General features: G+C 69.0%; 20 protein-coding genes, 1 pseudogene and 1 riboswitch. Of the genes and pseudogenes, 6 read left to right on the forward strand and 15 right to left on the reverse strand.

Going from position 1 to position 24149, the window contains the following annotated elements; genetic code table 11:
- The first annotated feature begins 143 nt into the window (after positions 1-143).
- The gene (locus tag ACFYQQ_RS35855) at positions 144-794 is read left to right on the forward strand and encodes an LAETG motif-containing sortase-dependent surface protein (protein ID WP_355794091.1); all 651 of its coding nucleotides are present in this window, start codon (positions 144-146) and stop codon (positions 792-794) included.
- Positions 795-883: 89 nt separating this feature from the next.
- Here ACFYQQ_RS35855 and ACFYQQ_RS35860 read toward each other — a convergent pair whose 3' ends face one another.
- From ACFYQQ_RS35860 to rlmN, 5 genes are all read right to left on the reverse strand, one after another.
- Positions 884-1681 (reverse strand): maleylpyruvate isomerase family mycothiol-dependent enzyme, encoded by a 798-nt coding sequence (locus ACFYQQ_RS35860; RefSeq protein ID WP_355794092.1) that lies wholly within the window; start codon positions 1679-1681, stop codon positions 884-886.
- A 10-nt stretch (positions 1682-1691) separates the two neighbouring features.
- Positions 1692-2753: an ABC transporter ATP-binding protein gene (locus tag ACFYQQ_RS35865; RefSeq protein ID WP_356171991.1), complete on the reverse strand. Its 1062-nt coding sequence runs from the start codon at positions 2751-2753 to the stop codon at positions 1692-1694.
- Entirely contained in the window at positions 2753-4444 is a 1692-nt protein-coding gene (locus ACFYQQ_RS35870; RefSeq protein ID WP_355779980.1) for an iron ABC transporter permease, read from the reverse strand. The genes ACFYQQ_RS35865 and ACFYQQ_RS35870 overlap by 1 nt, the downstream gene beginning before the upstream one ends.
- Positions 4420-5502 carry a thiamine ABC transporter substrate-binding protein gene (locus ACFYQQ_RS35875; RefSeq protein ID WP_355779977.1) on the reverse strand — a complete coding sequence of 361 codons (1083 nt, stop codon included), beginning with the start codon at positions 5500-5502 and terminating at the stop codon, positions 4420-4422. The genes ACFYQQ_RS35870 and ACFYQQ_RS35875 overlap by 25 nt, the downstream gene beginning before the upstream one ends.
- A gap of 79 nt (positions 5503-5581) precedes the next feature.
- Positions 5582-5687, reverse strand: a riboswitch (TPP riboswitch).
- A gap of 85 nt (positions 5688-5772) precedes the next feature.
- Positions 5773-6879 (reverse strand): 23S rRNA (adenine(2503)-C(2))-methyltransferase RlmN, encoded by a 1107-nt coding sequence (rlmN, locus tag ACFYQQ_RS35880; protein ID WP_121406228.1) that lies wholly within the window; start codon positions 6877-6879, stop codon positions 5773-5775.
- Between the two features lie 139 nt (positions 6880-7018).
- Here rlmN and ACFYQQ_RS35885 point away from each other — a divergent pair, with 139 nt between their 5' ends.
- The gene (locus tag ACFYQQ_RS35885; protein ID WP_355779973.1) at positions 7019-7228 is read left to right on the forward strand and encodes a hypothetical protein; all 210 of its coding nucleotides are present in this window, start codon (positions 7019-7021) and stop codon (positions 7226-7228) included.
- Positions 7229-7314: 86 nt separating this feature from the next.
- Here the strand turns inward: ACFYQQ_RS35885 and ACFYQQ_RS35890 are convergent, their stop codons facing one another.
- The 5 genes from ACFYQQ_RS35890 to rpsB form a co-directional block, all read right to left on the reverse strand.
- On the reverse strand, positions 7315-8454 hold the full coding sequence (locus ACFYQQ_RS35890) for a phosphatidate cytidylyltransferase (protein ID WP_355779970.1): 1140 nt from the start codon (positions 8452-8454) through the stop codon (positions 7315-7317).
- Positions 8454-9011, reverse strand: a complete 558-nt coding sequence (gene frr, locus ACFYQQ_RS35895; protein ID WP_121406225.1) for a ribosome recycling factor — start codon at positions 9009-9011, stop codon at positions 8454-8456. Before frr ends, ACFYQQ_RS35890 begins: the two co-directional genes overlap by 1 nt.
- 171 nt (positions 9012-9182) lie before the next feature.
- Positions 9183-9953 (reverse strand): UMP kinase, encoded by a 771-nt coding sequence (pyrH, locus tag ACFYQQ_RS35900; protein WP_355779967.1) that lies wholly within the window; start codon positions 9951-9953, stop codon positions 9183-9185.
- Between the two features lie 186 nt (positions 9954-10139).
- A complete protein-coding gene (gene tsf / locus ACFYQQ_RS35905; protein ID WP_355779964.1) occupies positions 10140-10976 on the reverse strand; it encodes a translation elongation factor Ts in 837 nt (278 codons plus the stop codon).
- A 96-nt stretch (positions 10977-11072) separates the two neighbouring features.
- Complete coding sequence (gene rpsB, locus ACFYQQ_RS35910; RefSeq protein ID WP_355779961.1) at positions 11073-12005, reverse strand: 30S ribosomal protein S2; 933 nt, start codon at positions 12003-12005, stop codon at positions 11073-11075.
- Positions 12006-12285: 280 nt separating this feature from the next.
- Here rpsB and ACFYQQ_RS35915 point away from each other — a divergent pair, with 280 nt between their 5' ends.
- A complete protein-coding gene (locus ACFYQQ_RS35915; RefSeq protein ID WP_388906732.1) occupies positions 12286-13095 on the forward strand; it encodes a peptidoglycan DD-metalloendopeptidase family protein in 810 nt (269 codons plus the stop codon).
- A 190-nt stretch (positions 13096-13285) separates the two neighbouring features.
- On the opposite strand, the gene ACFYQQ_RS35920 is transcribed toward ACFYQQ_RS35915, so the two are convergent.
- From ACFYQQ_RS35920 to ACFYQQ_RS35935, 4 genes and pseudogenes are all read right to left on the reverse strand, one after another.
- Positions 13286-13843: a helix-turn-helix domain-containing protein gene (locus ACFYQQ_RS35920; protein ID WP_355792680.1), complete on the reverse strand. Its 558-nt coding sequence runs from the start codon at positions 13841-13843 to the stop codon at positions 13286-13288.
- Positions 13844-14088: 245 nt separating this feature from the next.
- Entirely contained in the window at positions 14089-14925 is an 837-nt protein-coding gene (gene whiG / locus ACFYQQ_RS35925) for an RNA polymerase sigma factor WhiG (protein WP_355792683.1), read from the reverse strand.
- 271 nt (positions 14926-15196) lie between these two features.
- Positions 15197-16342 carry a DNA-processing protein DprA gene (dprA, locus tag ACFYQQ_RS35930; RefSeq protein WP_356243138.1) on the reverse strand — a complete coding sequence of 382 codons (1146 nt, stop codon included), beginning with the start codon at positions 16340-16342 and terminating at the stop codon, positions 15197-15199.
- Positions 16339-16983 (reverse strand): annotated as a pseudogene (locus ACFYQQ_RS35935) (ATP-binding protein); the annotation flags it as partial. The pseudogene ACFYQQ_RS35935 and the gene dprA, both read right to left, overlap by 4 nt.
- 125 nt (positions 16984-17108) lie before the next feature.
- Here ACFYQQ_RS35935 and ACFYQQ_RS35940 point away from each other — a divergent pair.
- From ACFYQQ_RS35940 to ACFYQQ_RS35950, 3 genes are read left to right on the forward strand one after another with little or no spacing between them, the layout of a single operon-like run.
- Positions 17109-18287, forward strand: coding sequence for a tyrosine-type recombinase/integrase (locus ACFYQQ_RS35940; protein ID WP_355782359.1), 1179 nt, complete (start codon positions 17109-17111; stop codon positions 18285-18287).
- A complete protein-coding gene (locus ACFYQQ_RS35945) occupies positions 18284-20893 on the forward strand; it encodes a tyrosine-type recombinase/integrase (protein ID WP_355782362.1) in 2610 nt (869 codons plus the stop codon). The genes ACFYQQ_RS35940 and ACFYQQ_RS35945 overlap by 4 nt, the downstream gene beginning before the upstream one ends.
- The gene (locus tag ACFYQQ_RS35950) at positions 20890-21489 is read left to right on the forward strand and encodes a DUF6262 family protein (protein WP_355782364.1); all 600 of its coding nucleotides are present in this window, start codon (positions 20890-20892) and stop codon (positions 21487-21489) included. Before ACFYQQ_RS35945 ends, ACFYQQ_RS35950 begins: the two co-directional genes overlap by 4 nt.
- A 268-nt stretch (positions 21490-21757) precedes the next feature.
- Here ACFYQQ_RS35950 and ACFYQQ_RS35955 read toward each other — a convergent pair whose 3' ends face one another.
- Positions 21758-23713, reverse strand: a complete 1956-nt coding sequence (locus ACFYQQ_RS35955; protein WP_388906737.1) for a hypothetical protein — start codon at positions 23711-23713, stop codon at positions 21758-21760.
- Positions 23714-24149 lie beyond the last annotated feature (436 nt).

The raw sequence follows: 24149 nt of genomic DNA on the forward strand, positions 1-24149 counted from the left end.
TTCATTGACAGTGGCCGGGTTCCGCTTATAGACCTGTGAGACTCCTGGGGGTGCTGTTCTCACGTCAGGACCCTCACAACCCCCCGCAGTTGCACATTCCGTGAAGGGCGATCGTGTCCATATCCCGCCTTACCGCACGTTCCGTGCGCATTCTCGGTGTTGCCTCCGCCACTGCCGCGCTCGCGCTCGGCGTCGCGGGCAACGCACTTGCCTGCAACATCCGTGACTTCTCGGCCGCCGCCGTCTGCGACGACAACGGCAAGGGCGTCATCACCGTCACCGACACCGACGCCTCCGGTGTCGAGGCCGAGGTCTCCGTCTACCTGGAGTCGAACGGCGCGGACGAGCGGCTCGTCGGCAAGCAGACGGTGAAGGGCACCCGTGAGGGCGTCACCATCACCTTCTCCGAGGCCTGGGCCCCGAAGTCCGAGTACCGCGTCCACGTCACCGCCGGGAAGATCGTCGACGAGGACATCACGCCGAACCTGACCGCGCCTGCCGAGGCGGCCTGCAAGACCGAGGAGACCCCGAAGCCCTCGGAGACCCCGAAGCCGTCCGAGACCCCGTCCTCGTCCACCACCCCGTCGGCGACGCCCTCGGAGTCGGACAGCACGGCACCCGCGGCCCCCGGCGACAACGCGCCCTCCGCCGCGGCCGGTGAGTCGAACCTCGCCGAGACCGGCGCCAACTCCAACACCGGTGTGATCGCCGGTGTCGCCAGCGCGTTCGTCGTCGTCGGTGGCGGCGCCGTGTACTTCGGGATGCGCCGCCGCAACACCTCGAAGACGGGCTGACGGGCTGACGCCCTCCCCTCGCACGACCGTGTGGCCCGCTCCCGCATCCGGGGGCGGGCCACCCGCCGTCCAGGGGGGGGGCGGGTCCGTCAGTCGAACGACGCCCGCTCCAGCCAGAATTCGAGCAGTTCCCGGTCCCCCAGCACCTCCACCCGGCCGTCGTCCAGCGGCAGCCGCTGGTAGAAGGCCAGGAGCACGGAGGTCAGCGTGCCGCGCAGGGCCACCGTCGCCTTCTCGTGGCCGCGGCGCCAGGCGATGCCCTCCTCGGTGAGCTCGACGAGCCACTCGGCGTCCGACTCCGGTGTGCCGTCCGTGGCGTGGAGGTGGATGCTGCGGCCCGGGCCGCGCAGCTCGCGCGCCGGGTCGTCCGGCTGGGTGCGCTGCACGAACTCCACGATCTCCAGCCACTCGTCGATCGCGTCCGCCGCCACGTCGGGCGCGACCTCGTACGGCAGCCCGGCGGCCGCGGCCGCGTCGGCCCGGTGGATCGCCAGCTCGTGCGTCATCCGGCGGGCCCAGAAGCCCGAGTCCTGCTCCTCGGCCCACGTCCACACGGGTGTGCCGGGGCCGGCCGCCCGCAGGGTCCCGACGATCATCTCGCCGGTCTCGGCGAGCCAGGCGTCCAGTGCGGCCGGGTCGCCCTCGGCCTCCGGTCCCCCGCCGAGCGGCACCTCCTTCTCGGGCACGTCGGCGCGGGCCCGGGTCCGGACGAGGAGTTCGGCCCAGCGCAGCGCTCCGCCGGTGTGCCGTACGAGCTGCTCCAGCGACCAGTCCGGACAGGTCGGCACGGTGGCGGCCAGATCGGCGCCCGAGGTCACGACCTCCCTCAACTGCCGTACCTGGAGCTCGATCGAGTCGCAGTACCGTGCGTGTCCGAGTCGCGTCATGACCCGCACCCTACGCAGCCGGCCCCTCCCCCAGCACGACGATTTCCGCCGCGTCGAACTCCACGCCGACCTCGTCCCCGAGCCCGGGCGCGTCCCGCAGCGCACAGGCCGCTTCGAGCGGTGGGGCCTCACGCGGCTGCAGCCGTACGGCCACGTGTGTGCCGCGGAACGTGCGTGCGGCCACGGTGCAGCGCAGCCCGTCCGCCGGTGCCACGAGCCGTACCCCGGCGGGCCTGACGAGCAGCGTGCGCGGCCCCTGGGGCGCGCCGTCCGCGACGGGGACCTTCCCCCACGGGGTGTCCGCGGCGGCCCCGGTCACCGTCGCCGGGACCACGTTGTCGAAGCCGAGGAAGCGGGCCACGAACGCGTCCGCCGGGCGCTGCCAGACGTCAAGGGGCGTGCCGGACTGGGCGATCCGCCCGTCGCGCATCACGACGACCCGGTCGGCGAGGGCGAACGCCTCACCCTGGTCGTGCGTCACAGCGAGCACGGTCGTCCCCAACTCGCTGAACAGCTCCCGCAGTTCGACGACGAGCCGCTCCCGAAGCGAGCGGTCGAGCTGTCCGAGGGGCTCGTCCAGCATCAGCAGCCGGGGCCGGGGCGCGAGGGCGCGGGCCAGCGCCACCCGCTGCTGCTCGCCTCCGGAGAGCGAGGCGACGGCCCGGGACGCGGACCCGGGCAGCCCGACGAGCTCCAGCAACTCCCCTACCCGCAGCGCCTGTTCGCTCTTGGCCGCACCGTGCATCCGCAGCCCGAAGGCGACGTTCCCGCCGACGTCGCGCTGCGGGAACAGCTGGTGGTCCTGGAACATCAGACCCACGCCCCGCCTGTGCGCGGGGACCCCCGACTGGTCCCGGCCGTCGAGCAGTACGCGGCCGGCGTCGAGCGCCTGGAGTCCGGCCACGGCCCGCAGCAGGGTCGACTTGCCGCTGCCGCTCGGCCCCAGCACGCACACGATCTCGTGCTCGGCGACATCGAGTCCGACGGCGTCGAGCACGGGCCGCCCGCCGAAGCGCACGGTCGCCCCCTCCAGCCTCAGCAGGGCGTCGGCCCCTTTGGTGAGCCGGCTCATCAGAACTCCCCCGAACGGTCGGTGCGGATGCGCTCCAGCAGCAGCAGCGCGACCGCGCACACCGCCATCAGGATGGTCGAAAGGGCCATGGCCTGGCCGTAGTTGAGGTCACCCGGGCGGCCGAGGAGCCGAGCCACGGTGACCGGGAGCGTCGGGTTGTCGGGCCGCGCGATGAAGACCGTCGCGCCGAACTCGCCGAGTGACACGGCGAACGCGAAACCGGCCGCGACGAGCAGGGCGCGGCGCACCATGGGCAGGTCGACCTCGCGCCACACCCGCCACGGCGATGCCCCCAGCACGGCGGCGGCCTCCCGGAGCCGCTCGTCGACCGCCCGCAGCACGGGCAGCATCGTGCGGACGACGAAGGGGACACCGACCAGCGCCTGCGCGAGCGGCACCAGGATCCACGAGGACCGCAGATCCAGCGGCGGCTCGTCCAGGGCGATCAGGAACCCGAAGCCGACCGTCACGGCGGAGACGCCGAGCGGCAGCATCAGCAGCGCGTCGAACCCGCGGACGAGCCGTCCCGCGCGCCGGGTGAGGGCGGCGGCCGCGAGCCCCCCGATCAGCACGGCGACGGCGGTGGCCGCGAGCGCGTACCGGACCGAGTTGCCGATCGCCTCGATCGGCGGCACGAGGAACATGCCGCCGTCCTCCGACGTGAGCGCCCGGTAGTACGCGAAGCCGTGGCCGCCCGGGGTGTCCAGGGACCGCTGGACGAGCACGGCGAGCGGCAGTACGAGCAGGACGGCGATGCTCGCCAGGACCCCGGCGAGCAGTGCCCACTGCCCGGCGCCGCGGGGTCTGCGCGCGGTCAGCGAGGCGTCCACGAGCCGCAGCGCGGTCTCCCGGCGCCGTACGGTCCGGGCGTGCACGGCGAGGATCGCGCCGACCGCCGCGAACTGCACGAGGGTGAGCACCGCGGCGGTGGACAGGTCGAAGATCTCGGAGGTCTGCCGGTAGATCTCCACCTCCAGGGTGGAGAAGGTGGGGCCGCCGAGGATCTGCACCACACCGAAGGAGGTGAAGGTGAAGAGGAAGACCATGAGCGTGGCGGCGGCCAGCGCGGGGCCGAGCGCGGGAAGGGTCACCTTGCGCCAGGCGGCGAACCGGGAGGCGCCGAGCACCCGGGCGGCCTCTTCCTGGCGCGGGTCGAGCTGCGACCAGAGGCCGCCGACCGTCCGTACGACGACCGCGTAGTTGAAGAAGACGTGCGCGAGCAGGATCGCCCACACGGTGGTGTCCAGGCGTACGCCCCACAGCTCGTCCAGCAGCCCGCCCCGGCCGACCAGCGCCAGGAAGGCCGTGCCGACGACGACGGTGGGCAGCACGAACGGGACTGTCACGACCGCGCGCAGCACCTGTTTGCCCCGGAAGTCGAAGCGCGCGAAGACGTACGCGCCGGGGAGCGCGACCAGCAGGGTGAGCGCGGTGGAGGCGAGCGCCTGCCAGGTGGTGAACCACAGGACGTGCCGGACGTCGGACTGCCCGAGCACGTCGGCGATCCTGGCGAACCGCCAGGCCCCGCCGACGTGCAGCCCGCGGGCGACGATCGCCGCGACCGGGTAGGCGAAGAAGACCGCGAAGAACGCGACGGGCAGGGCCATCAGACCGAGCCGCGCCGCACTCCCGCGCCTCCCGGTCGCCGCTTTCGCGGGCGGCTTGCCTACTTCAGTACGAGCGAGGTCCACGACTTGACCCACTGGTCGCGGTGGTCGGCGATCCGGGCGGGGGCGAGGGTCTCGGGGTCCTTCGCCTGCGGGCCGAACGCGGTGAACTCGGCGGGCACCCGGGCGCCCTCGATCACCGGGTAGACGAACATGTTCAGCGGCATGTCCTCCTGGAACCGCTTGGAGACCAGGAAGTCGACGAGCGCCTTGCCGCCCTCGGTGTTCTTCGCGTTGCTGAGCAGGCCCGCGTACTCGACCTGCCGGAAGCAGGTGCCGGTCGCGACGCCGGTGGGCGCGGTCTTCGGCTTCGGGTCGGCGTAGATCACCTCGGCGGGCGGGGAGGAGGCGTAGGAGACGACGAGCGGGCGGTCGGCCTTGGCCTTCCTGCCGCCGGCGGAGCCGGAGAACTCCTCGTTGTAGGCCTGCTCCCAGCCGTCGACGACCTTCACGCCGTTGGCCTTGAGCTTCTTCCAGTAGCCCTGCCAGCCGTCGCCGTACGCGGCGGCCGTGCCGAGCAGGAAGCCGAGGCCGGGCGAGGAGGTGGAGGCGTTCTCCGTGACGAGGAGGTTCTTGTACGCGGGCTCGGTGAGGTCGTCGAAGGACTTCGGCGGGGTCAGCTTGTGCTCGGTGAACCAGGCCTTGTCGTAGTTGACGCAGATGTCGCCCGTGTCGATGGGGGTCACCCGGTGCTTGCCCTGGTCGGCCCGGTACTCGGGGAGCACCCCGTCCGCCCCCTTGGCCTCGTACGGCTGGAAGAGGCCGTTGTCGAGCGCGCGGGACAGCAGGGTGTTGTCGACGCCGAAGAAGACGTCGCCCTGCGGGTTGTCCTTGGTGAGGATCGCCTTGTTGACCGCCTGCCCGGCGTCGCCGTCCTTGAGGACCTTGACCCGGTAGCCGGACTGCTTCTCGAACTCCTTGAGCACGTCCTTGGAGGCGATGAAGGAGTCGTGGCTGACCAGGGTGACGGTCTTGGAGCCGGCGGCGTCGGTCCCGGAGTCGGACGAGCCGCACGCCGACAGCGTGACGAGCCCGAGTCCGGTGGCCACGATCGCGGCCGTGAACTTCGTGGTGGTGCTCACTGGATTCCTCCTGGAGTGACCAGGAAGAGACGCGGCCCTGCCCGGGAACCTCTGAAAGTTCCCGGGCAGGGCGCAACAGCTTGAGTGATGACCGAACTTCCTACCCAGAATGACCTGGGCAAGGTTCAGAGGGTCTGCGGCCCGTGCCGCACTCTCAGCGCTGTGGCGCTCCCCTGTCGGAATATGAAGATGTGTGTACGGGAGTCAGACTACCGCCCGCCGTTCCGCGGGCCCCGACCGCCGTCACCGGGGCCGGGACGAGCCCGTCCCCTACCGCTCGGACGCGGCCAGCTGCCCGCACGCCCCGTCGATCTCCTGGCCGCGGGTGTCCCGGACGGTGACCGGCACGCCGTGCGCCGCGATGGCCTCGACGAACGCCTTCTCGTCCTCGGGACGGGAGGCGGTCCACTTGGAGCCGGGTGTCGGGTTCAGCGGGATCAGGTTCACGTGGACCGGCTTGCCCCGGAGCAGCCGGCCGAGCCGGTCACCTCGCCACGCCTGGTCGTTGATGTCCCGGATGAGGGCGTACTCGATGGACAGGCGGCGCCCCGACTTGGCGGCGTACTCCCAGCCGGCGTCGAGGACCTCGCGGACCTTCCACCGGGTGTTGACGGGGACGAGGGTGTCGCGCAGCTCGTCGTCCGGCGCGTGCAGGGAGATGGCGAGGCGGCACTTGAAGCCCTCGTCGGCGAACCGGTGGATGGCGGGCACGAGGCCCACGGTCGACACGGTGATGCCGCGCTGCGAGAGCCCGAGGCCGTCGGGCTCGGGGTCGGTGAGCGCCCGGATCGAGCCGACGACCCGCTTGTAGTTGGCGAGCGGCTCGCCCATGCCCATGAACACGATGTTGCTGAGCCGCGCCGGGCCGCCGGGGATCTCGCCGTCCCTGAGCGCCCGCATCCCGTCGACGATCTGGTGCACGATCTCGCCGGTCGACAGGTTCCGGTCGAGGCCGGCCTGTCCGGTGGCGCAGAACGGGCAGTTCATCCCGCAGCCCGCCTGCGAGCTGATGCACATGGTGACCCGGTCCGGGTAGCGCATCAGCACGGACTCGACGAGCGTGCCGTCGAAGAGCCGCCAGAGGGTCTTGCGGGTGGTGTCGTCGTCGCAGCTGATGTGCCGCACGACCGACATCAGCTCGGGGAGCAGCGCCTCCTGGAGCTTGCCGCGCGAGGCGGCCGGGATGTCCGTCCACTCCGCCGGGTCGTGCGCGTACCGCGCGAAGTAGTGCTGCGAGAGCTGCTTGGCGCGGAACGGCTTCTCGCCGATCGCGGCGACCGCCTCTTTGCGCTCGGCGGGCGTGAGATCGGCAAGGTGCCGCGGCGGCTTCTTGGCTCCGCGGGGGGCGACGAAAGTAAGTTCTCCGGGCTTAGGCATGGCTGTACCAGTGTCGCAGATCGAATGGTGTGATCCGGGGGCCGCGTTGTGCCGGCAGGGGGCCCGGAGTCACTCGGTCACGCGGGGCGCTGTCGCCGGAGGCACACCTACCCCTAGTATCGAACGGGTGTACGAAAACATGTCTCGCCCCATCGTCGTCCAACGCGTCACCGGCACCGGCGGGCGCCGGGTGACGATCCGCGCCCAGGTGGCCGGGCTCGCGCACAGCGACGCCGACGTGGTCGAGTTTCTGCGGCGCGCGGGACTCCCGGACGCCTGGGAGCTGCTGGACGACCCGGACTGGGTGGAGTGGCAGGGCGGCCGGCCGCACGAGTACGGCACGGACTGACGCCGGGACCCGTCCCTACGAAGGAGGGGCCCGCCGTCCTGTGGACAGCGGGCCCCCCGTTCGGAGCAAAGCCTCAGCGGCGCAGGTCAGCCGGACCCCACGAAGAGGACCAGCAGCAGCCACACCACCGGCGCGGTCGGCAGGAGCGAGTCCAGCCGGTCCATGATGCCGCCGTGCCCCGGCAGGAGCGTGCCCATGTCCTTGATGCCGAGGTCCCGCTTGATCATGGACTCGCCGAGGTCGCCGAGCGTGGCGCTGACCGCGACCGCGAGCCCGAGGAGCAGTCCCTGCCACCAGCTGCCGTCGTCGATCAGGAACTCCATGCACAGCGCACCCGCCGCCATGGCGAAGGCGATGGCGCCGCCGAGACCCTCACGGGTCTTGCCGGGGCTGATGCGCGGCGCCAGCTTGTGCGTGCCGAAACGCCAGCCGACGGCGTACGCGCCGGTGTCGCTGACGACGGTGAGCAGCAGGAACGTCAGGACGCGCCAGGGACCGTCGTCGGCCGCCAGCATGAGGGCGACGAACGTGGCGAGGAACGGCACGTAGAAGGCGGCGAAGACCCCGGCCGTGACGTCCTTGAGGTACCCCTCGGGGGGTTCCGTCATCCGCCAGACCAGGACCGCGAGCGCGGTCAGCGCCATCGCCACCCAGGCGCCCTCGGTGCCCCGCGCGTACCCGGCGACGACCATGGCCGCACCGCCGATCGCGAGCGGCACGAGAGGCGCCTTGATGCCCTTGCGCTCGGACAGCCGTGACGTGAGCTCCCACAGGCCCACCACCACGGCGACCGCTATCACCCCGATGAACACGGCCTTGACGACGAACAACGACGCGATGATCACCGCACCGAGCCCGACGCCCACTCCTATGGCCGCGCCCAGGTCACGGCCCGCACTCTTCTTCTGAGGTGCGGGCGCTGGCTGGTGGGCGGCGCTGGGCATGGGCTCCTGCGGACTCTGCGGGTGGTGCGACGGGCCCGCGTAGGGCGCCGCCGATGGTGTCTCGTCGCGGAACAAGGGGCCGCTCAGCCGAGCTGCCCCCCGGTCGTCATCCTGGTCTCCGCCGTATGCGGGTACCTCGGGCACGATGGGCATGGGGCGAGTCTGCTGGGCGTCATGCGCATCGTACGTGGGACCCGCCGGGGCTGCCCCCTGGACAGGCCCCTGCTCGGACGGCCCCCAGTACCCGGCTTGTGGCGGCGCTCCCCAGGAAGAGTCGTTCATCAGACCTCGAGCAGCTCCGCTTCCTTGTGCTTGAGGAGCTCGTCCACCTGGGCCACGTACTTGTGGGTGGTGTCGTCGAGTTCCTTCTCCGCACGGCGGCCCTCGTCCTCGCCGACCTCGCCGTCCTTGACGAGCTTGTCGATCGCGTCCTTGGCCTTGCGGCGCACGGAGCGGATCGACACCTTGGAGTCCTCGGCCTTGGTCCGGGCGACCTTGATGTAGTCCTTGCGGCGCTCCTCGGTCAGCTCGGGGAACACCACCCGGATGATGTTGCCGTCGTTGCTCGGGTTGACCCCGAGGTCGGAGTCACGGATCGCCTGCTCGATGTTGCGCAGCGCGCTCTTGTCGAACGGGGTCACCACGGCCATGCGCGGCTCCGGCACCGAGAAAGAGGCCAGCTGGTTGATCGGCGTCAGCGCACCGTAGTAGTCCGCCACGATCTTGTTGAACATCGCCGGGTGCGCACGACCGGTGCGGATCGCGGCGAAGTCCTCCTTGGCGACCACGACGGCCTTCTCCATCTTCTCCTCGGCTTCGAGGAGGGTCTCTTCGATCACCACTTGCTCCTGCGTGTCTTGAGTAGGCCCGGCAGCTGTTCCTCGTCGGGGTCGGCGGCCGGCTGCGTCGCGTCTTGTTCCTGCACGGTTCCCGACCGGCAGGACATTGTCCATCCCCCGGTCAGGGTCCGTCCCCGCCCGGGTGCGTACCCCGTCGGGGTCCGTCCCCGGTCAGGCTCGGCTGTCCTGGTCACCCACGAGTGTGCCGATCTTCTCACCCTTGACCGCTCGCGCGATATTGCCCTCCGCCAGGAGCTCGAAGACCAGGATGGGGAGCTTGTTGTCCCGGCAGAGCGTGATCGCGGTCATGTCCGCGACCTTGAGGTCCCGGGTGATGACCTCGCCGTAGCCGAGCGCGTCGAACTTGACGGCCCCCGGGTTGGTCTTCGGGTCGGAGTCGTAGACCCCGTCCACGCCGTTCTTGCCCATCAGCAGGGCCTCGGCGTCGATCTCCAGGGCGCGCTGGGCGGCGGTGGTGTCCGTGGAGAAGTACGGCATGCCCATGCCCGCACCGAAGATGACCACACGGCCCTTCTCCAGGTGGCGCACGGCGCGCAGCGGGATGTAGGGCTCGGCGACCTGCCCCATGGTGATGGCGGTCTGCACGCGGCTGTCGATGCCCTCCTTCTCCAGGAAGTCCTGGAGGGCCAGGCAGTTCATGACCGTGCCGAGCATGCCCATGTAGTCGGACCGGGCCCGGTCCATGCCGCGCTGCTGGAGCTCCGCACCGCGGAAGAAGTTGCCGCCGCCGATGACGACCGCGATCTGCGCGCCGCCGCGCACGACGGCCGCGATCTCACGGGCGATCTTGTGCACCACGTCGGGGTCGACGCCCAGTCCGCCGCCACCGGCGAACGCCTCACCGGAAAGCTTCAGCAGAAAGCGTCCGGTGCCTTTGCCGTCGTCGGTCTTCTCGCCGTTGTCGGCCTGGGTGGTGGTCATGAAGATCTCGCCTCTTTACGTGTCGCACATACGAAGAAGGCCATTGCCGGTGGGGTGTTGGCTCCCATACGCGGCAATGGCCTCCTCGTCAGATCTGCTGTCGCCCGTCACGCACGCACGCGTGCCGGCGTACGCGGACGACTGCTGTCGACCCTAGCGGGGTCGCGCGTCGATCGCGGTACGGACTCAGATGCCGACCTTGATGCGCGTGAAGCGCTTCAGGGTGACACCGGCCTCGTCCAGGACCTTCTGGACGGACTTCTTGTTGTCGAGCGCGTACGGCTGACCGAGGAGGGTGGCCTCCTTGAAGAAGCCGTTGACGCGACCCTCGACGATCTTCGGGAGAGCGGCCTCGGGCTTGCCCTCGGCGCGGGTGGTCTCCTCGGCGACGCGGCGCTCGGACTCGACGACCTCGGCCGGGACGTCCTCACGGGAGAGGTACTTCGGCGCGAAGGCGGCGATGTGCTGCGCGATGCCCTTGGCGAGGTCGGCGTCGGCCTTGTCCAGCTCGACCAGGACACCGATCTGCGGGGGCAGGTCGGGCATGGTGCGGTGCATGTACGCGGTGACGTACGCGCCGGAGAACTGGGCGAAGCGGTCCAGGACGATCTTCTCGCCCAGGTTGGCGTTGGCCTCGTCGACGAACGCCTGGACGGTCTTGCCGGCCTCGATCTCGGACGCGAGCAGCGCCTGGATGTCGGCGGGGGACGTCGCGGCGGCGTGCTGCGCGATCTGGTTGGCGACGGCCTGGAACTTCTCGCCCTTGGCGACGAAGTCCGTCTCGCACTTCAGCTCGACGAGCACACCGGAGGTGTTGTCGTCGGCGATGATGGAGACCACGGCGCCGTTCTCGGCGGAACGGCCCTCGCGCTTGGCGACGCCCTTCTGGCCCTTGATGCGCAGCGCCTCGACGGCCTTGTCGACGTTGCCGTCGGCCTCGTCCAGCGCCTTCTTGCAGTCCATCATGCCGGCGCCGGTGAGCTCACGGAGCTTCTTGACGTCGGCGGCGGTGTAGTTCGCCATGATTCCTGGAATCTCTCTCGAAGTCTGAAGATCTACGGACCGAACGGCGGGGGCTTCGTGGGCCCCCGCCGTTCGACAACCCGAAAGGGGTGAGGGTCAGGCCTGCTCGGCGTCCGCGGCCGGAGCCTCGGTGGTGGCCTCGGCGGCCTCGGCCGCGGCGGGGGCCTCGGCCTCTTCGGCGTCGGCGACCTTCTCGGTCTCGGCGGAGGTCTGGACCTCGGCGGCCGGGGCCTCGGCAGCGTCCTCGGAGTCCGCCTTCTTCTCGCCCTCGAGCAGGTCGCGCTCCCACGCGGCGAGCGGCTCGCCCGCGGCCTTGTCACCCTCGGCCTTACCGGCGCCGGAGCGGGCGATGAGGCCCTCGGCGACGGCGTCGGCGATCACGCGGGTGAGCAGGGTGACGGAGCGGATCGCGTCGTCGTTGCCCGGGATCTTGTAGTCGACCTCGTCGGGGTCGCAGTTGGTGTCGAGGATGGCGACGACCGGGATGTTGAGCTTCCGGGCCTCACCGACCGCGATGTGCTCCTTCTTGGTGTCCACGATCCAGACGGCGCTGGGCACCTTCTGCATCTCGCGGATACCACCGAGGGTCTTCTCCAGCTTGGCCTTCTCGCGCGAGAGCACGAGAAGCTCCTTCTTGGTCAGACCCGACGCGGCGACGTCCTCGAAGTCGATCTGCTCGAGCTCCTTGAGGCGCTGCAGACGCTTGTAGACGGTCGAGAAGTTGGTGAGCATGCCGCCCAGCCAGCGCTGGTTGACGTAGGGCATGCCGACGCGGGTGGCCTGCTCGGCGATGGCCTCCTGCGCCTGCTTCTTCGTGCCGACGAACATGACCGTGCCGCCGTGGGCGACGGTCTCCTTGACGAACTCGTAGGCGCGGTCGATGTACGACAGCGACTGGAGCAGGTCGATGATGTAGATGCCGTTGCGCTCCGTGAAGATGAAGCGCTTCATCTTCGGGTTCCAACGACGGGTCTGGTGACCGAAGTGGACGCCGCTTTCCAGCAGCTCCCGCATCGTGACGACGGCCATGGCCGTTCTCCTTGAGGTTCTCGGTTGTGCCGCGCGTGCCGGACGGCACTCGCGCCTGACGCCCGCGATGCGCCTTGCCACAAAGGACCGAGGGGCGCTGACACCGGCTTTCGTCGAACGACGTGGGCCGGATGCGGGGCGTGCGAAGTCGACCCGGTGACCCGGATCGCCACAAGAAGTGTACGGGACCCGCGGAGCGCCGGGTGACGCCGATGTCCACAACCGGCGGGTACTCCACAGATCCCGGTCATGATCCGCCCAGGTGCGGGACGGTTCCGGCATGCGAGCGACACAACGCGTCCTCACGTGGCTGGTGTTACTGGCCGTGCTGACGACTCTCCCCACCGAAGCCCCGGCTCCGCCTGTCACCCACGCCATGAGCGCGGCCTTCCTCTCCGCACCGGGCCCGAAGGAAGCTCCGGGCCGACCGGGAAACCCGGCGACGGTCAGTGCGGAGGGGAAGCCGGCGAGGGCCGGGCGGCCGGGGACGGACGCCACCCCGGCCAGGGCGAAGAGCGCGGATACGGCGGAGAGCACGGACACGCCGGAGAACACGTACGCGCCGGAAGGGGGCGCGGCCGGCCCGCCGGGGCCGCACGGAATGCCCGGGGCGCCCGGGATCGACGTCTCGGTGCCGGCGGTGGGCCGCGCCTGGCCGGTGGGCGGGCGTCCCGGTCCGCGCCCCTCGGTTCTACGCGGCTGGGAACCCCCGGTCACGGCGTACGGCCGCGGCCACCGGGGCGTGGACCTGGCCGCGGCACCGGGCGATGCCGTACGGGCGGTCGCCCCCGGCCGGGTCTCCTTCGCGGGCCGGGTCGCGGGACGCGGAGTCGTCTCGGTCGAGCTCTCGGGGACGGGCGACCCTCCCCTGCGCACGACGTACGGCCCGGTCGAGCCCTCGGTGAAGAAGGGCGACGAGGTGGCAGCGGGAGCAGTGCTCGGCACCCTGGGCCCGGCGACGGACTCGCACTGCGCCACGACATGCCTGCACTGGGGCCTCCTGCGCGGCGGCACCTACGTGAATCCGCTCTCGCTGCTGCCACCCTGGCTCTTGCGCGCAGGCCCACCCCGCCTGCTCCCGGTCCCATGACCGCCGCCAGGGTGACCGGAGAGGCAACCGGCGGCCCAGCTACCGACAGGCACCGACAGCATCTCCGCCCGCCGTCCGCTGCCCGCCGTCCAGCCACCTCACGAACGAACGGCCAGGGCCGCCCCGCCCACCCCCAGCTGACAGAGGATTACGCACCCCTACGAGCCTCCGAAACTCCCGGAAAACCCCGTCAGCCGCGAACGCCCCGCAGCGCCATCGCGACCGCCGCGTCGGTGATCGCGTCGGGATCCTCGGCCGCCCCCAGCTCGATGCGCCGTACGGCGGCGTCCACGATCCCCTGAAGCAGCATGGCCGCGAGGCGCGGCTCCGTGTGCCCCATGGCCCGCAGCGCCTCCCCGATCATCGCGACGAGCCCGCCGTGCGCCGCGCGGATCTTCTCGCGGGCGCCCGCGTCCAGCTCGCTCGCGGAGATGGCGACCACGGCCCGGTGGCGTCGGTCGCCGACGAGGGCCAGCTGCCTCCGGACGTACGCCTCCACCTTGCCCTCGGGCCCGTCCGCCGCGGCCATCGCGGCCTCCACCTCGGCCGCCCAGACGGGGAAGTCGACCTCGCAGAGTTCCTGGACGACGGCCGCACGGGACCGGAAGTACTCGTAGACGGAGGACCGGGCCAGTCCCGTCCGCTCGGCGAGAGCGGGGAAGCTCAGCGCCTCCGTCCCGCCCTCGGACAGCAGGGACCGCGCCGCGTCCAGCAGGGCGGCTCGCTGCATCGACCGGTGCTCGGCCACGGAGGCCGCTCGAATCCTTGGCACGTCAACCACTTTACGGACGGACCGCCGAGGACGGGAGTCACTTCCGCCCACCCGGCCGAGCACAGACCTCCGGCACGCCCTCCGCCGAGCCGGACACGGTAGGGGTGCCGAGGAGGGGCCTCCAGTGCCCACGGCCCCCGGACCGGGCCGGGAGGAGGGACGATTCAGCTCAGCGGTGGCCGCGACGCCGGCCCGTCCCCGCGCCCCGTGTCAGCGTCGTGTCAGCGGCCGAAGCTCGCCAGTTTCGCGCGCAGCTGGAGCACGGACTTGGTGTGGATCTGGCTCACCCGGCTCTCGGTCACCCCGAGGACGTTGCCGATCTCGGCGAGCGTGAGGCCCTCGTAGTAGTAGAGGGTGACCACGGTCTTCTCCCGGTCGGGCAGCGTGTTGATCGCCCTGGCCAGAAACCGCCGCAGCTCCCGGTCCTCGGCGACCTCCACGGGATTGTCGGCGGCCGTGTCCTCCAGGGTGTCCATGAGGCTGAGGCGGCCGCCGCCCTCGCCCCCGACATGCAGCAGCTCCTCCAGGGCGACCACGTTCGCCAGCGACAACTGGCTGAACACGGCGTGCAGTTCGTCGACCCCGACACCCATCTCCGAGGCGACCTCGCCCTCGGACGGCGTACGTCTGAGCCGGGCCTCCAGCGTCGCGTACGCCCGCTCCACGCTGCGCGCCTTCTGCCGCACCGAACGGGGGATCCAGTCGAGCGCACGCAGCTCGTCGATCATCGCTCCGCGGATCCGCGTGATCGCGTACGTCTCGAACTTGATCTCCCGCTCGATGTCGAACTTCTCGATGGCGTCGATCAGCCCGAACACCCCGGACGAGACGAAGTCCGCCTGCTCCACGTTGGCCGGCAGCCCGACGCTGACCCGCCCCGCCACGTACTTCACCAGGGGCGAGTAGTGCAGGATCAGCTGCTCCCGCAGGCGCTCGTCCCCCGTCGCCTTGTACGACCGCCACAGCTCCTCGACCGTCGAGGGTGCGGGCGGGCGCACGCTGCCGCGGGCGGCGGGGGGAACCGCCGTCCGGTCAGACCCGGAGGTGTGCTGGGGCATTCGTCGCCTTGTGCCGTTCTGCCGTGAACTGGGTGTGCCTGGGTGAGCGTCGGTCTGATGTCGAGTTGCAGTGTCTGCGTCGGGATCCTTGTGAGCGTAGCGTGACTGAGGTGTCGCAGTGAGCGAAGGACCGGGGATCACCCGCACGCGAACGCGGGTCGCCCGGGCCCGCTCCGGGGCTCGTCCGTCGCACTGTGTGATCACCTGGAGACGTCAACTATGGGAATTGCCAAGGCTGTCGGGGATCGCCCGGACGGCCGAACGCACCCGGTCAACACCGACCGTGACCTTCGTGAACGGAGATCATCGCCTGGCGTGTCAACTTCCAGCCGTCGCCGTGTCGTTCGACGAAACCAAGTGCTCGGAGTTCGTACAGTCTCCCGATCGCGTCGTCCCCCGTCGTGCCCGCGCCGCGCGCGATCACGTCCGCGGTGGCGGTGCCCCGGCCGGGCAGCGCGGACAGCACAAGCCGGGCCGCCGGGTCCAGCAGGTCGCGCGGCAGCACGGGCCCCCGCCGCTCCGGGGCCAGCTCGCCCATGTCCCCGACCAGCTCGACCACTTCCCCGGCGTCACTGACCAGGACCGCCTCTCCGCGCAGGAGTTCGTGGACGCCCGCCGACAGGCCGCTGGTGGCGGGCCCCGGGACCCCCATCGCGAACCGGCCGAGCCTGAGCGCGGCCCGGGCCGTGACCAGGGCGCCGCTGCGGTACGCGGCCTCCACGACGACCGTGCCCCGGGTGAGTGCGGCGATGATCCTGTTCCGCTGGATGAATCTGCTGGGCGTCGGGTGATCGCCGGGCGGCAACTCCCCGACGACTAGGCCCTGTTCGGCGATCCTGGTGATCAACTGGGTGTGGCCGCGCGGGTAGGGGCGGTCCACGCCGCAGGCCAGCACGGCGACGGTGGCACCGCCCGCCCCCAGCGCGCCCCGGTGCGCGGCGCCGTCCACCCCGTACGCGCCGCCCGAGACGACCACCCAGCCGCGCTCGGCGAGCTCCGCGCCCAGGGTTGCCGCCATGTGCGCCCCGTACTCGGTACAGGCCCGGGCGCCCACGACCGCGACGGACCGCAGCGCCCACATCCGCAGGCTGGGTCGGCCCCGCACCCACAGTCCGGTGGGTCGGCCGTCCCCGAGGTCGTCGAGCTGTGCGGGCCACTCGCCGTCACCGGGGCACACGTAGCGCACTCCGGCCTCCCCGGCGCGCTCCAGATCCCGCTCCGGGCGCACGAGGGCGGCTCGGCCCCGCAGCCCCTCCCACCGCGTGTACGTGACTCCCGGCAGCGGGTCCCCACCGTCCACCAGGCGGCGGGCCACCGCCACGGCGCCGTACTCCCGCACCCAGCGCCCGCCCGTCTCGTCGCCCGGTTCCAGGACCCGGGAGAGGGTGACCCGGGCGAGCCGCTCCTCGTCCGTCACGACCGGGCGCCGATCATCATCGGCACGCCCCGGGGGACGCCGGTGCGCAGTTGCAGGGCCAGGGCGACGTCGTCGGCGTCCGGCCGGTCGTGGCCCGACAGGTCGGCGACGGTCCAGGCCACGCGGAGCACCCGGTCCAGGCCGCGGGCGGTCAGCATCCCGCGCTCCAGTCCCCGCTCGGCCTCGTCCATGGCTCCCGGTACGGCCTGCCAGCGACCGCGCAGCTCCCGTCCCGGCACCTCGCTGTTGGTGTGCCACGGGGTCCCGGTGAGGCGGGCCACACACCGCTCACGCGCCGCGCGCACCCGGTCGGCGACGGTGCGCGTCGTCTCGCCGCGCGCGCCGAGCGCGGTCAGTTCGGAACGGGTGACCGCCTCGACCTCCACGCGCAGGTCGACCCGGTCGAGGAGTGGCCCGGAGAGCCGGGACTGGTAGCGGCGGATGGCCGAGGGCGGGCACTCGCAGTGATCGCCGCTCACGCTGAAGCGCCCGCAGGGGCAGGGATTGGCCGCGAGGACCATGAGGAACTTCGCCGGGAAGCGGACCACGCCCGCGCTCCGGGCGATCACCACGTGCCCCGCCTCCAGGGGCTGGCGCAGCGCGTCGAGGACGAAGCCGCTGAACTCCGGCGCCTCGTCCAGTTTTCCGGCCGCCGAATCTGCTGTTCGTGATGTTCGCAGAGGGCCGTGACCTGGGACATCCCGACCTCGTTTGCCGACCGGCGTCGTGATGTTCGTGATGTCAGCAGCGTCGGCATGGAGGGCATATGGCACAGAGACTGGCAATGGGTCGGCTCAGGGTGCAGAAGGTGCGGCACCGGGACGGCAGCCGTTCCTACACCATCTTCGACTCGATGAGCGGTCTGCATTCGGCGGCGGAGCGCTACCTCGCCGGGTACGCGGGCCGGGGCTCGGACCGAACCTACGCGTATCTGCTCGTCGACCACCTTCGGTGGCTGGAATCTGAGGGGTTGACGCCCGAGATCGTGGGCTTCCGGGATCTTCAGCGGTACATGAAGGCGGTCGGAGCAGAGGTTTCGATGCCGTACGGATCGCCGTGGCGGGTGGGCAAGCGTCCGTATCAGAACGACGCTCTGCGGGGTGCTGCGGCCTGCCTAAAGGGCTTCTACCTGCGGCAAGCCGAGCTGGGCATCAACGCGGCACTCGCCGAGACCCTGGACCTTGAACGGCTGCCCACGCAGCGTGACAGGGACCGCGCTCTGCTGGGGCACCTCAAGCGGAGTATGGACGCGAACCCGCTCGCGCCGAAGGAGTTGCGGCGCCGGCACAAGAAGATGCTGCCGGAGGGGGCGCGCGAGGTCCTGCTCGAAGAGGTGAACTCGGCCCGCGACCGCATGACCGTTGAATGGCTGTGCGACGGCGGCCTGCGTATCGGAGAGTTCTGTGGCCTCCACCTCGCCGACCTGCACCTGCGCGAGAACGCCGCCTGCGGCGAGTGCCGGGCCCCGCACGCGCACGTCTGTCACCGTGACGGCCTGGCCACCGACGCCCGCGCGAAGACAAAGTGGCCCTGGGAATTCGAGGACGGGGTGGTCCGGGGCGGTCTAATCAAGCGGGTCAGCCCGGCGATGATCCACTCCTACTTCGACTACGTGATGAGTGAGTACCCGCGCGGAGCCGCCCACGGGATGCTGCTGGTCCAGCAGCATGGGCCCGATAAGGGACTGCCCTGGGCTCCCGAAGGCGCCCGCAAAATGCTCAAGCGGGCCGGCTACCGCGCCGGCCTCGGCCTGATCCGCCCGCACATGTTCCGCCACACCTGGGCCAACGCCGTCCTGGACGCCGCGGACGGCAACTTAGTGATCGTCCGAGACGCCGGCGGCTGGGCCTCGACCCAGACGGTCGATGAGATCTACGCGCACGTTGATGTCAACGACCCCACCTTCAACTCGGCCCTGCTGACGGCGTGGGGTGAGATGCAGTGAGCGACACCCTGCTACCGCTGCACACCGTCGTCGATCCGGCCGAGCCTCGGGAGGCCCGCGACCGTCTGGAGGTGCTGACCGCCCTGCTCTATGGTCCGCACGTCGAGCCACTCTTCCGCGAGGAACTGATCCATGTCCCAGCTGACCACCCGGTCTTCGGATGGCGCTGCCGAGTGGAGGACTGCCCCCACTCCCGCACCAACGCCCGCGACCTCTGCCACCCCCACAAGATGGAGTGGGACCGCGGCCGCCAGGCGAACCCTCAGCTGACGCGACGCGAGTTCCTCCGTGACGCGAAGCCGGCAAAGTTCTATGACCGGGCAGGCGAGCCCCCGGTCTGCCGGATTTGCGTGGTCCGCCCGGCACATCACCACGGGCTTGAGCTGTGTCTGGCTCACAACGGCCGATGGAAGAAGGCCTCCGCCGCGGAGCCCTCTCTGGCCTTCGATGACTGGCTCGCGACGCAGACCGAGCCGTTCCGCGGCTACGGCGACTGCATCGTCGCCTCCTGCCAATCCCTTTCCAGCAGCCCGCTCGGGCTCTGCCGGGCTCATGAAATGCGCTACGCGGCAGAGGGCAGTCCCGGCCACGCCATGCGGCCGCCAAAGTGGTTCAACCGCTACGAGATGATCGGCCGTCCCGTCCCGATCCTCTACGGGGACAAGGCCGCCTTCCTGCGCTGGTGCAAGACCACACACCCCGTCTCGCGGGCTGGCACGATCAATCTCCAGGGGCTGCCGCCGCTGGTGAGAGCCGAATTCCAGTGGACTTTGTTCGCGCACACCCAGCGGGGCGCCCACACCTATTGGCCGACCTGGTGGATCCAACAGGTGGTGAACCTGGCCCGCGAACGCCGCATCGGCTCGTTGACCGAGCTCGCCGAGGAACGCAGTCAGCTGGACGCCCGCAAACGGTTCATCCTCCACGAGGCTCTGACCGAGCTGCGGATCATCTACTACACGAAGGAGGAAACGAAGGAGGCCGGCTACATCGAGACCGAGCACTTCGGAGTCAAGTTTGCCCAGCGGCACAGCAATTGGGACCTTACGGATGTCCCCCAGCGGTGGTTGCGCGACCTGCTCTGGGAACACCTTGCCAACCGGCTGCGATCCGCGAGGGGGCCTCGCAGCACCGGCCCCCTCGACAACGACCGGCGGTCCTGCGTCGAGCTGGGCGCCTTCCTGGAGATCACAGCCCCCGGGGGCGGGCATGATCCGCAGCTGCTGGACGCCGAGCACATGGAACGGTTCGTTGCCGACCACAACCAGCGAATCCGCGAGAACCTGCCCGCTCTGGGCGTCCGCAGCCACATGGGGAAGCCGAGCACGGTCACCGAGAACACCGGCCGCTTCATCTTCAACCATGCTCGGGTGATCCTTCGGTTCGCGCTGGACACCGGGCTCGCCGAGGAGATCGGGCTGTCCAGGAAGTTCGTCGTCGCGCTGCCGACCGGCAACACTCCTGCCGTCAAGGCCCGGCGTCCATTCCCCGACCAGGTCGCCCGGGCCCTGGCTGACCGATCAAACCTGGAGATGTTGGCAGACCGCTACGACCCGAATAACCACGGGCTCCGGGATGCCTGGGAATCTCTGGTGTTCACCGGCCGCCGCGCGAACGAAGTGCTGCAGCTGAGGCTGGACTGCATCACGATCCACCGCCGTGTCCCGTTCCTCTGGCACGACCAGACCAAGGTCGGCAACCTCGACGAGGCGATCCGCATCCCTGAGACGCTCTACCTGCGGCTGCAGAAACGCCAGCAGATCACCCTCGAACGGTTCGAGGACCGCCATGGCCGACAGCCCACCGCGAAGGAACGGGCGGGGCTGGCCCTGTTCCCTTCGCGCAGCCGAAATCCGAAGGGCACGATGGCGATTTCGTACACCTTTTTCCATACCGGCTTCAGCGGCTGGCTCGAAGATCTAGACATCGGAGCCTGGGTCCCCCACCAGGCACGTCACACCCTGGCAACCAATCTCCTCAAGCACGGCGCTGGCCTGCACCACATCAAGAAGTACCTCGGCCAGGTCTCCCAGCGGATGGCCGAGCACTACGCGAAGGTCGCCTCGTCCGAGATCGACGACGTTCTGGAGCGGGTCTGGGTCGGCGGCCCAGGCTCGGCCAACCCGGGCAAGCTCCTTGTCTCCCCGGCCGAGGGTCTTAGCAAAGCCGAGGCCGAGGCGATGGCCATGGACCTGGCCCGCCGCAGCACACCAGCCGAGGGCGGCTTCTGCACCTTCCAGCCCGTGGTCCGCGGGGACGCCTGCCCCTGGAACATGGACTGTCACAACTGCGACAAGTTCGTCATGTCCGGCGCCGACCTCCTCTACTGGCGCCGCAAGGCCGAGCAGTGGCGAACCTTGGCCGAACGCTCTCCCACTGACGCGACCGCCGACTATCTGCACGCCTACTTCGAGCCCACCGCCCGAGCAATCGACGGCCTGGAGAAGGCACTGGCTGGCCTCGGCCTGCTCGAAGAGGCGCTCGCGCTGGACCTGCGGCGCCCTCAGGACTACTTCCATCGGCTCTGGAGCCTGGCATTCAGAGCCAGCGACCTCGCCGCCGAGCACGACGACAACACCATCCAGTTGCCAGAGGTGACCGAGTGACCACCCCCGCCGTTCCCGCCGCCCGCACCTCCCGGGCACTGGCGGTCCGTCGAGAAAGGACGGCAGCCAGCCTGGCCCGGATCAAGGACGTCCTGGACCAGATGATCAAAAGCAGGACGCCCATCACGATGGCCGCGGTCGCGCGCAGCGCAGACGTCTCACGCACGTTCCTCTACGAGCACCCCAACGCCCGCACTCTGGTCGACGAAGCTGTGAACCAAGCCGCCGGCAGGCGTGTCCAGGACCGCCAGACCGTCCAAGCCGAACTCGAAGCGTCCTGGCGCGAGCGAGCCCTGAATACCGAGGCCGCCCTCAAAATCGCTCACACCGAGATCCTCGCTCAGCGCGAGCAGATCGCCGAACTTCTCGGGCAGGTCCGCGATCTCGGGAGCGAATGGTCCCAGGAAGACGTCGCCCGGATCATCACTGACAACGGGAACCTGAAGAGGAGGGTCCGTGAACTGGCCTCGGAAGGCAAGTCCCTAGCCGAGAAGCTGGCCGCCGCCCGTGACAACGTCCGCTTCGCCGACAAACGCATCGCTGATCTCGAAGTAGAGCTGGCCGAACGAGCCGTACAGTCCTCGACTGAGACCTAGGCGGCATCCCGTTACGTTCGTAGCCCCGGCGACATCGCTGCTGCCAGCGGTCCACCGGGGCTTTCTCCAGAAGACTACAACCGGGCTCAGTAGACGTTCACCAGTTCTTCGCTCAGTTATGCAGTCTCGCCGGGCGCCGATCCCGCCGAGCTACTGCATACTTACCGCCCGATTGACTCTCTCAATTCCGGTGCGTGCGCGAGGAGTTGGCCTTATCCTTTAACGTTTACTCTGCGACGTTAAAAGATAAGGTCGGGGCTGTCCGGCTTCAGCTAGCCACTGGGCCAAGGAGGTGAGGGCCACTGGCGGGCAACATCCACACCTCGACGTTGTTCAGAACCTCGTCCAAATCTCGCCGATCCTCGCTAGTAGCGTAGAGCACCTGACATCCGCTGGCCGCCGACATTTCTAGGCGCTTCACGAAGGCGGCGAGACTTCTGCGGTCGGTCTCTTGCTGGCGAGGCTCGTCGAGCATCAATAGCCTGGCGTGCCGATTTCGAGGTGCGGAGATAGCGGCCTCGAACAGGGATAGATAATACGCCCACTTCGTTCGAATCATGTCGGAGGCGCTGATCCCCATCGACAGGTCGAAGGTCAGCTCTACCCCATCATTAACAGGAATGAGAGCCGATTCGTCAATCGATAGGTCAGAAGGCGGAACGCTGCGTAGTCCGTAATCCCGGACCTGAGCTTGGAAACTCGAATTCATCCGCGAAACAATCTGCTGATCGGCGCGACTAAGCGTCCCATCGCGCAGTTCAGCCAATCGGTCACGAACATCTTGCCAACGAAGTGCTAGTTCATCGAAATACTCATCAGCCTCGTCGGCCAAGTCGAGCAAGCGTTGCGCTCTTTCGATAGAGGAGGCAAGAAGGATCTGCTGCTGAACCTGTGCGCGACTCGGCACGGCCGAAGGGCCAGCGAGCTCATCGCGTAGGGCCCTCGACTGCCGCATAGCTCCGTGCAATGCAGCCTGAAGAGAACTACGATTTCGTTCAAGGGTTGCTCTGCGACGTTCAGCGCTCTGTGCCGCCGCACGGACCGTTTCCCTTTCCGCTTCGATCTCCGCGAGGGTTTGATCGAGGTCGGCTGCGACTCCCGTTGCCGTTTCCCGCCCATCCAGCATCTGCCCACATGTGGGGCAAACGTCATTGGATACCGCCCCGATTCCCAATGTGCTACCTAGATTGCGGAGCTTCCTCAGGTCCGCGAGGCGATTCCGCTCAACATCGAGACTGGCTGAGCGACTCATAAGCGCATCCGAGTCCGTACGCGAGAGGTTCAGCTGTTCATCGATAAGTCGGATGCGGCCACCAATTTCTCGCACAGAGGTCTCAGCGACGGACAACTCCTCACGTGCTTGTTGTGTGTGTTCACCCGCCGGCTCAACGCCATCCCGTTCCATCTCACCCAGACGCTGGCGCCAGACGCCAATCTGGTGCTCCAATGGAACCCAGGAGTCGCTCTCCATAACCTCGATCACACAGTGTTGCCGACGGGCAGGCGTGACTGGAGATTCTTGATGCATGAAAACGCGACAATTCAAACCCTTCGCGGCTTCACCAAGACGATCGCTGGCCGACTGCCAACGCTTCTTGACTTCGTCTTCCTCGCTTTTCACCGCAGCCAAAGCAGTGAGTCGTTCCAAGGCTGACAACCCAAGAACGTACTCAACAGAGCGCCTCAACACATCGCGGATACCAAGATACGTAGGCATCCGAGGGGCGACTCCCGACCACCCGGACTTCTGCTCGACGTAGAAGAGAGGGAAAAGCGCTTCGAGATAGAGCGAGACTTCAGCCGCATTGAATCCCGGGACGGTCGGAAGATCCCACCCCAAGAAATCTGCCAACTCCCTATGGAAACCTAGCTCACGGAAAGCCGCACCAGGCTGTCGGACGAACATATCGACGCGGCTAACCGAATCGAGCTCGGCTCGACTGCCAGATTTCCAAGTCATGATCAGCGATGGGTCGATGCCGTCGCCGCGTACGAACCGCTTACATCGCATATGAGCACCCTGCTCATTCGCAATGGTCAGCGACACCCACGATTCCCGTACGGGCGAACGCGTTCCGTCCGGAAAATCTGCAACCGTCAGAAGTGCCGGACCGAAGGGAGGTTTCCTACTGGAAGAAAACATTCCTTCCAGCCCCAAGGCGTAAACGATTCCCTGCAGCAGCGTAGACTTGCCGAAACTGTTCGGGGCGGCGATCACGTTCAAACCAGGCGACAGATCTGTAGCGTATCGCAAGAGACCACGTTCAGTCCTGGACGCAATCTCCACACTTATAAGTCGAATCCGCACGCTCAAGCCCCCGTTTCCCCGCGACTGGCCGCCTTTACAACTCCCAACCGCTCCCACATGCCTGAGGTGGAGATCGGCCTTAGAGCGGCAAGGAAGCGCTTCTCCTCTTCCAGGAGTTCGATATCCGAGTTGAGTAGTCCCAGATATCTTTTTCCGAGTGGAGTAAGACCATATCGCACCTTGGCCTTTTGCTCAACGAGCCCTTCTGAGTGAGCAATCTTGAGGGCGTCATCAAGCGGCGGGAAGAATTTACGCAGTGGCGCCTTCTGCGGGTCCCTACTCCGCCAAGTGGACAGGAACACCTCGGCACTCACACGATCACTTATGGCCCAAAGAAGACAGTTCAGTTGTT

The sequence above is a fragment of the Streptomyces sp. NPDC005496 genome, from assembly GCF_042872045.1.
Lineage (GTDB): Bacteria > Actinomycetota > Actinomycetes > Streptomycetales > Streptomycetaceae > Streptomyces.

Excerpts from the sequence above, each read along its gene's own strand:
- whiG (WP_355792683.1), bottom strand. The coding sequence starts at position 14,925 with ATGCCCCAGCACACCTCCGGGTCTGACCGGACGGCGGTTCCCCCCGCC.
- ACFYQQ_RS35885 (WP_355779973.1), top strand. The coding sequence starts at position 7,019 with ATGTCTCGCCCCATCGTCGTCCAACGCGTCACCGGCACCGGCGGGCGC.
- tsf (WP_355779964.1), bottom strand. The coding sequence starts at position 10,976 with ATGGCGAACTACACCGCCGCCGACGTCAAGAAGCTCCGTGAGCTCACC.
- ACFYQQ_RS35890 (WP_355779970.1), bottom strand. The coding sequence starts at position 8,454 with ATGAACGACTCTTCCTGGGGAGCGCCGCCACAAGCCGGGTACTGGGGG.
- rlmN (WP_121406228.1), bottom strand. The coding sequence starts at position 6,879 with ATGCCTAAGCCCGGAGAACTTACTTTCGTCGCCCCCCGCGGAGCCAAG.
- pyrH (WP_355779967.1), bottom strand. The coding sequence starts at position 9,953 with ATGACCACCACCCAGGCCGACAACGGCGAGAAGACCGACGACGGCAAA.
- ACFYQQ_RS35860 (WP_355794092.1), bottom strand. The coding sequence starts at position 1,681 with ATGACGCGACTCGGACACGCACGGTACTGCGACTCGATCGAGCTCCAG.
- ACFYQQ_RS35915 (WP_388906732.1), top strand. The coding sequence starts at position 12,286 with ATGCGAGCGACACAACGCGTCCTCACGTGGCTGGTGTTACTGGCCGTG.
- ACFYQQ_RS35865 (WP_356171991.1), bottom strand. The coding sequence starts at position 2,753 with ATGAGCCGGCTCACCAAAGGGGCCGACGCCCTGCTGAGGCTGGAGGGG.
- rpsB (WP_355779961.1), bottom strand. The coding sequence starts at position 12,005 with ATGGCCGTCGTCACGATGCGGGAGCTGCTGGAAAGCGGCGTCCACTTC.
- ACFYQQ_RS35940 (WP_355782359.1), top strand. The coding sequence starts at position 17,109 with ATGGCACAGAGACTGGCAATGGGTCGGCTCAGGGTGCAGAAGGTGCGG.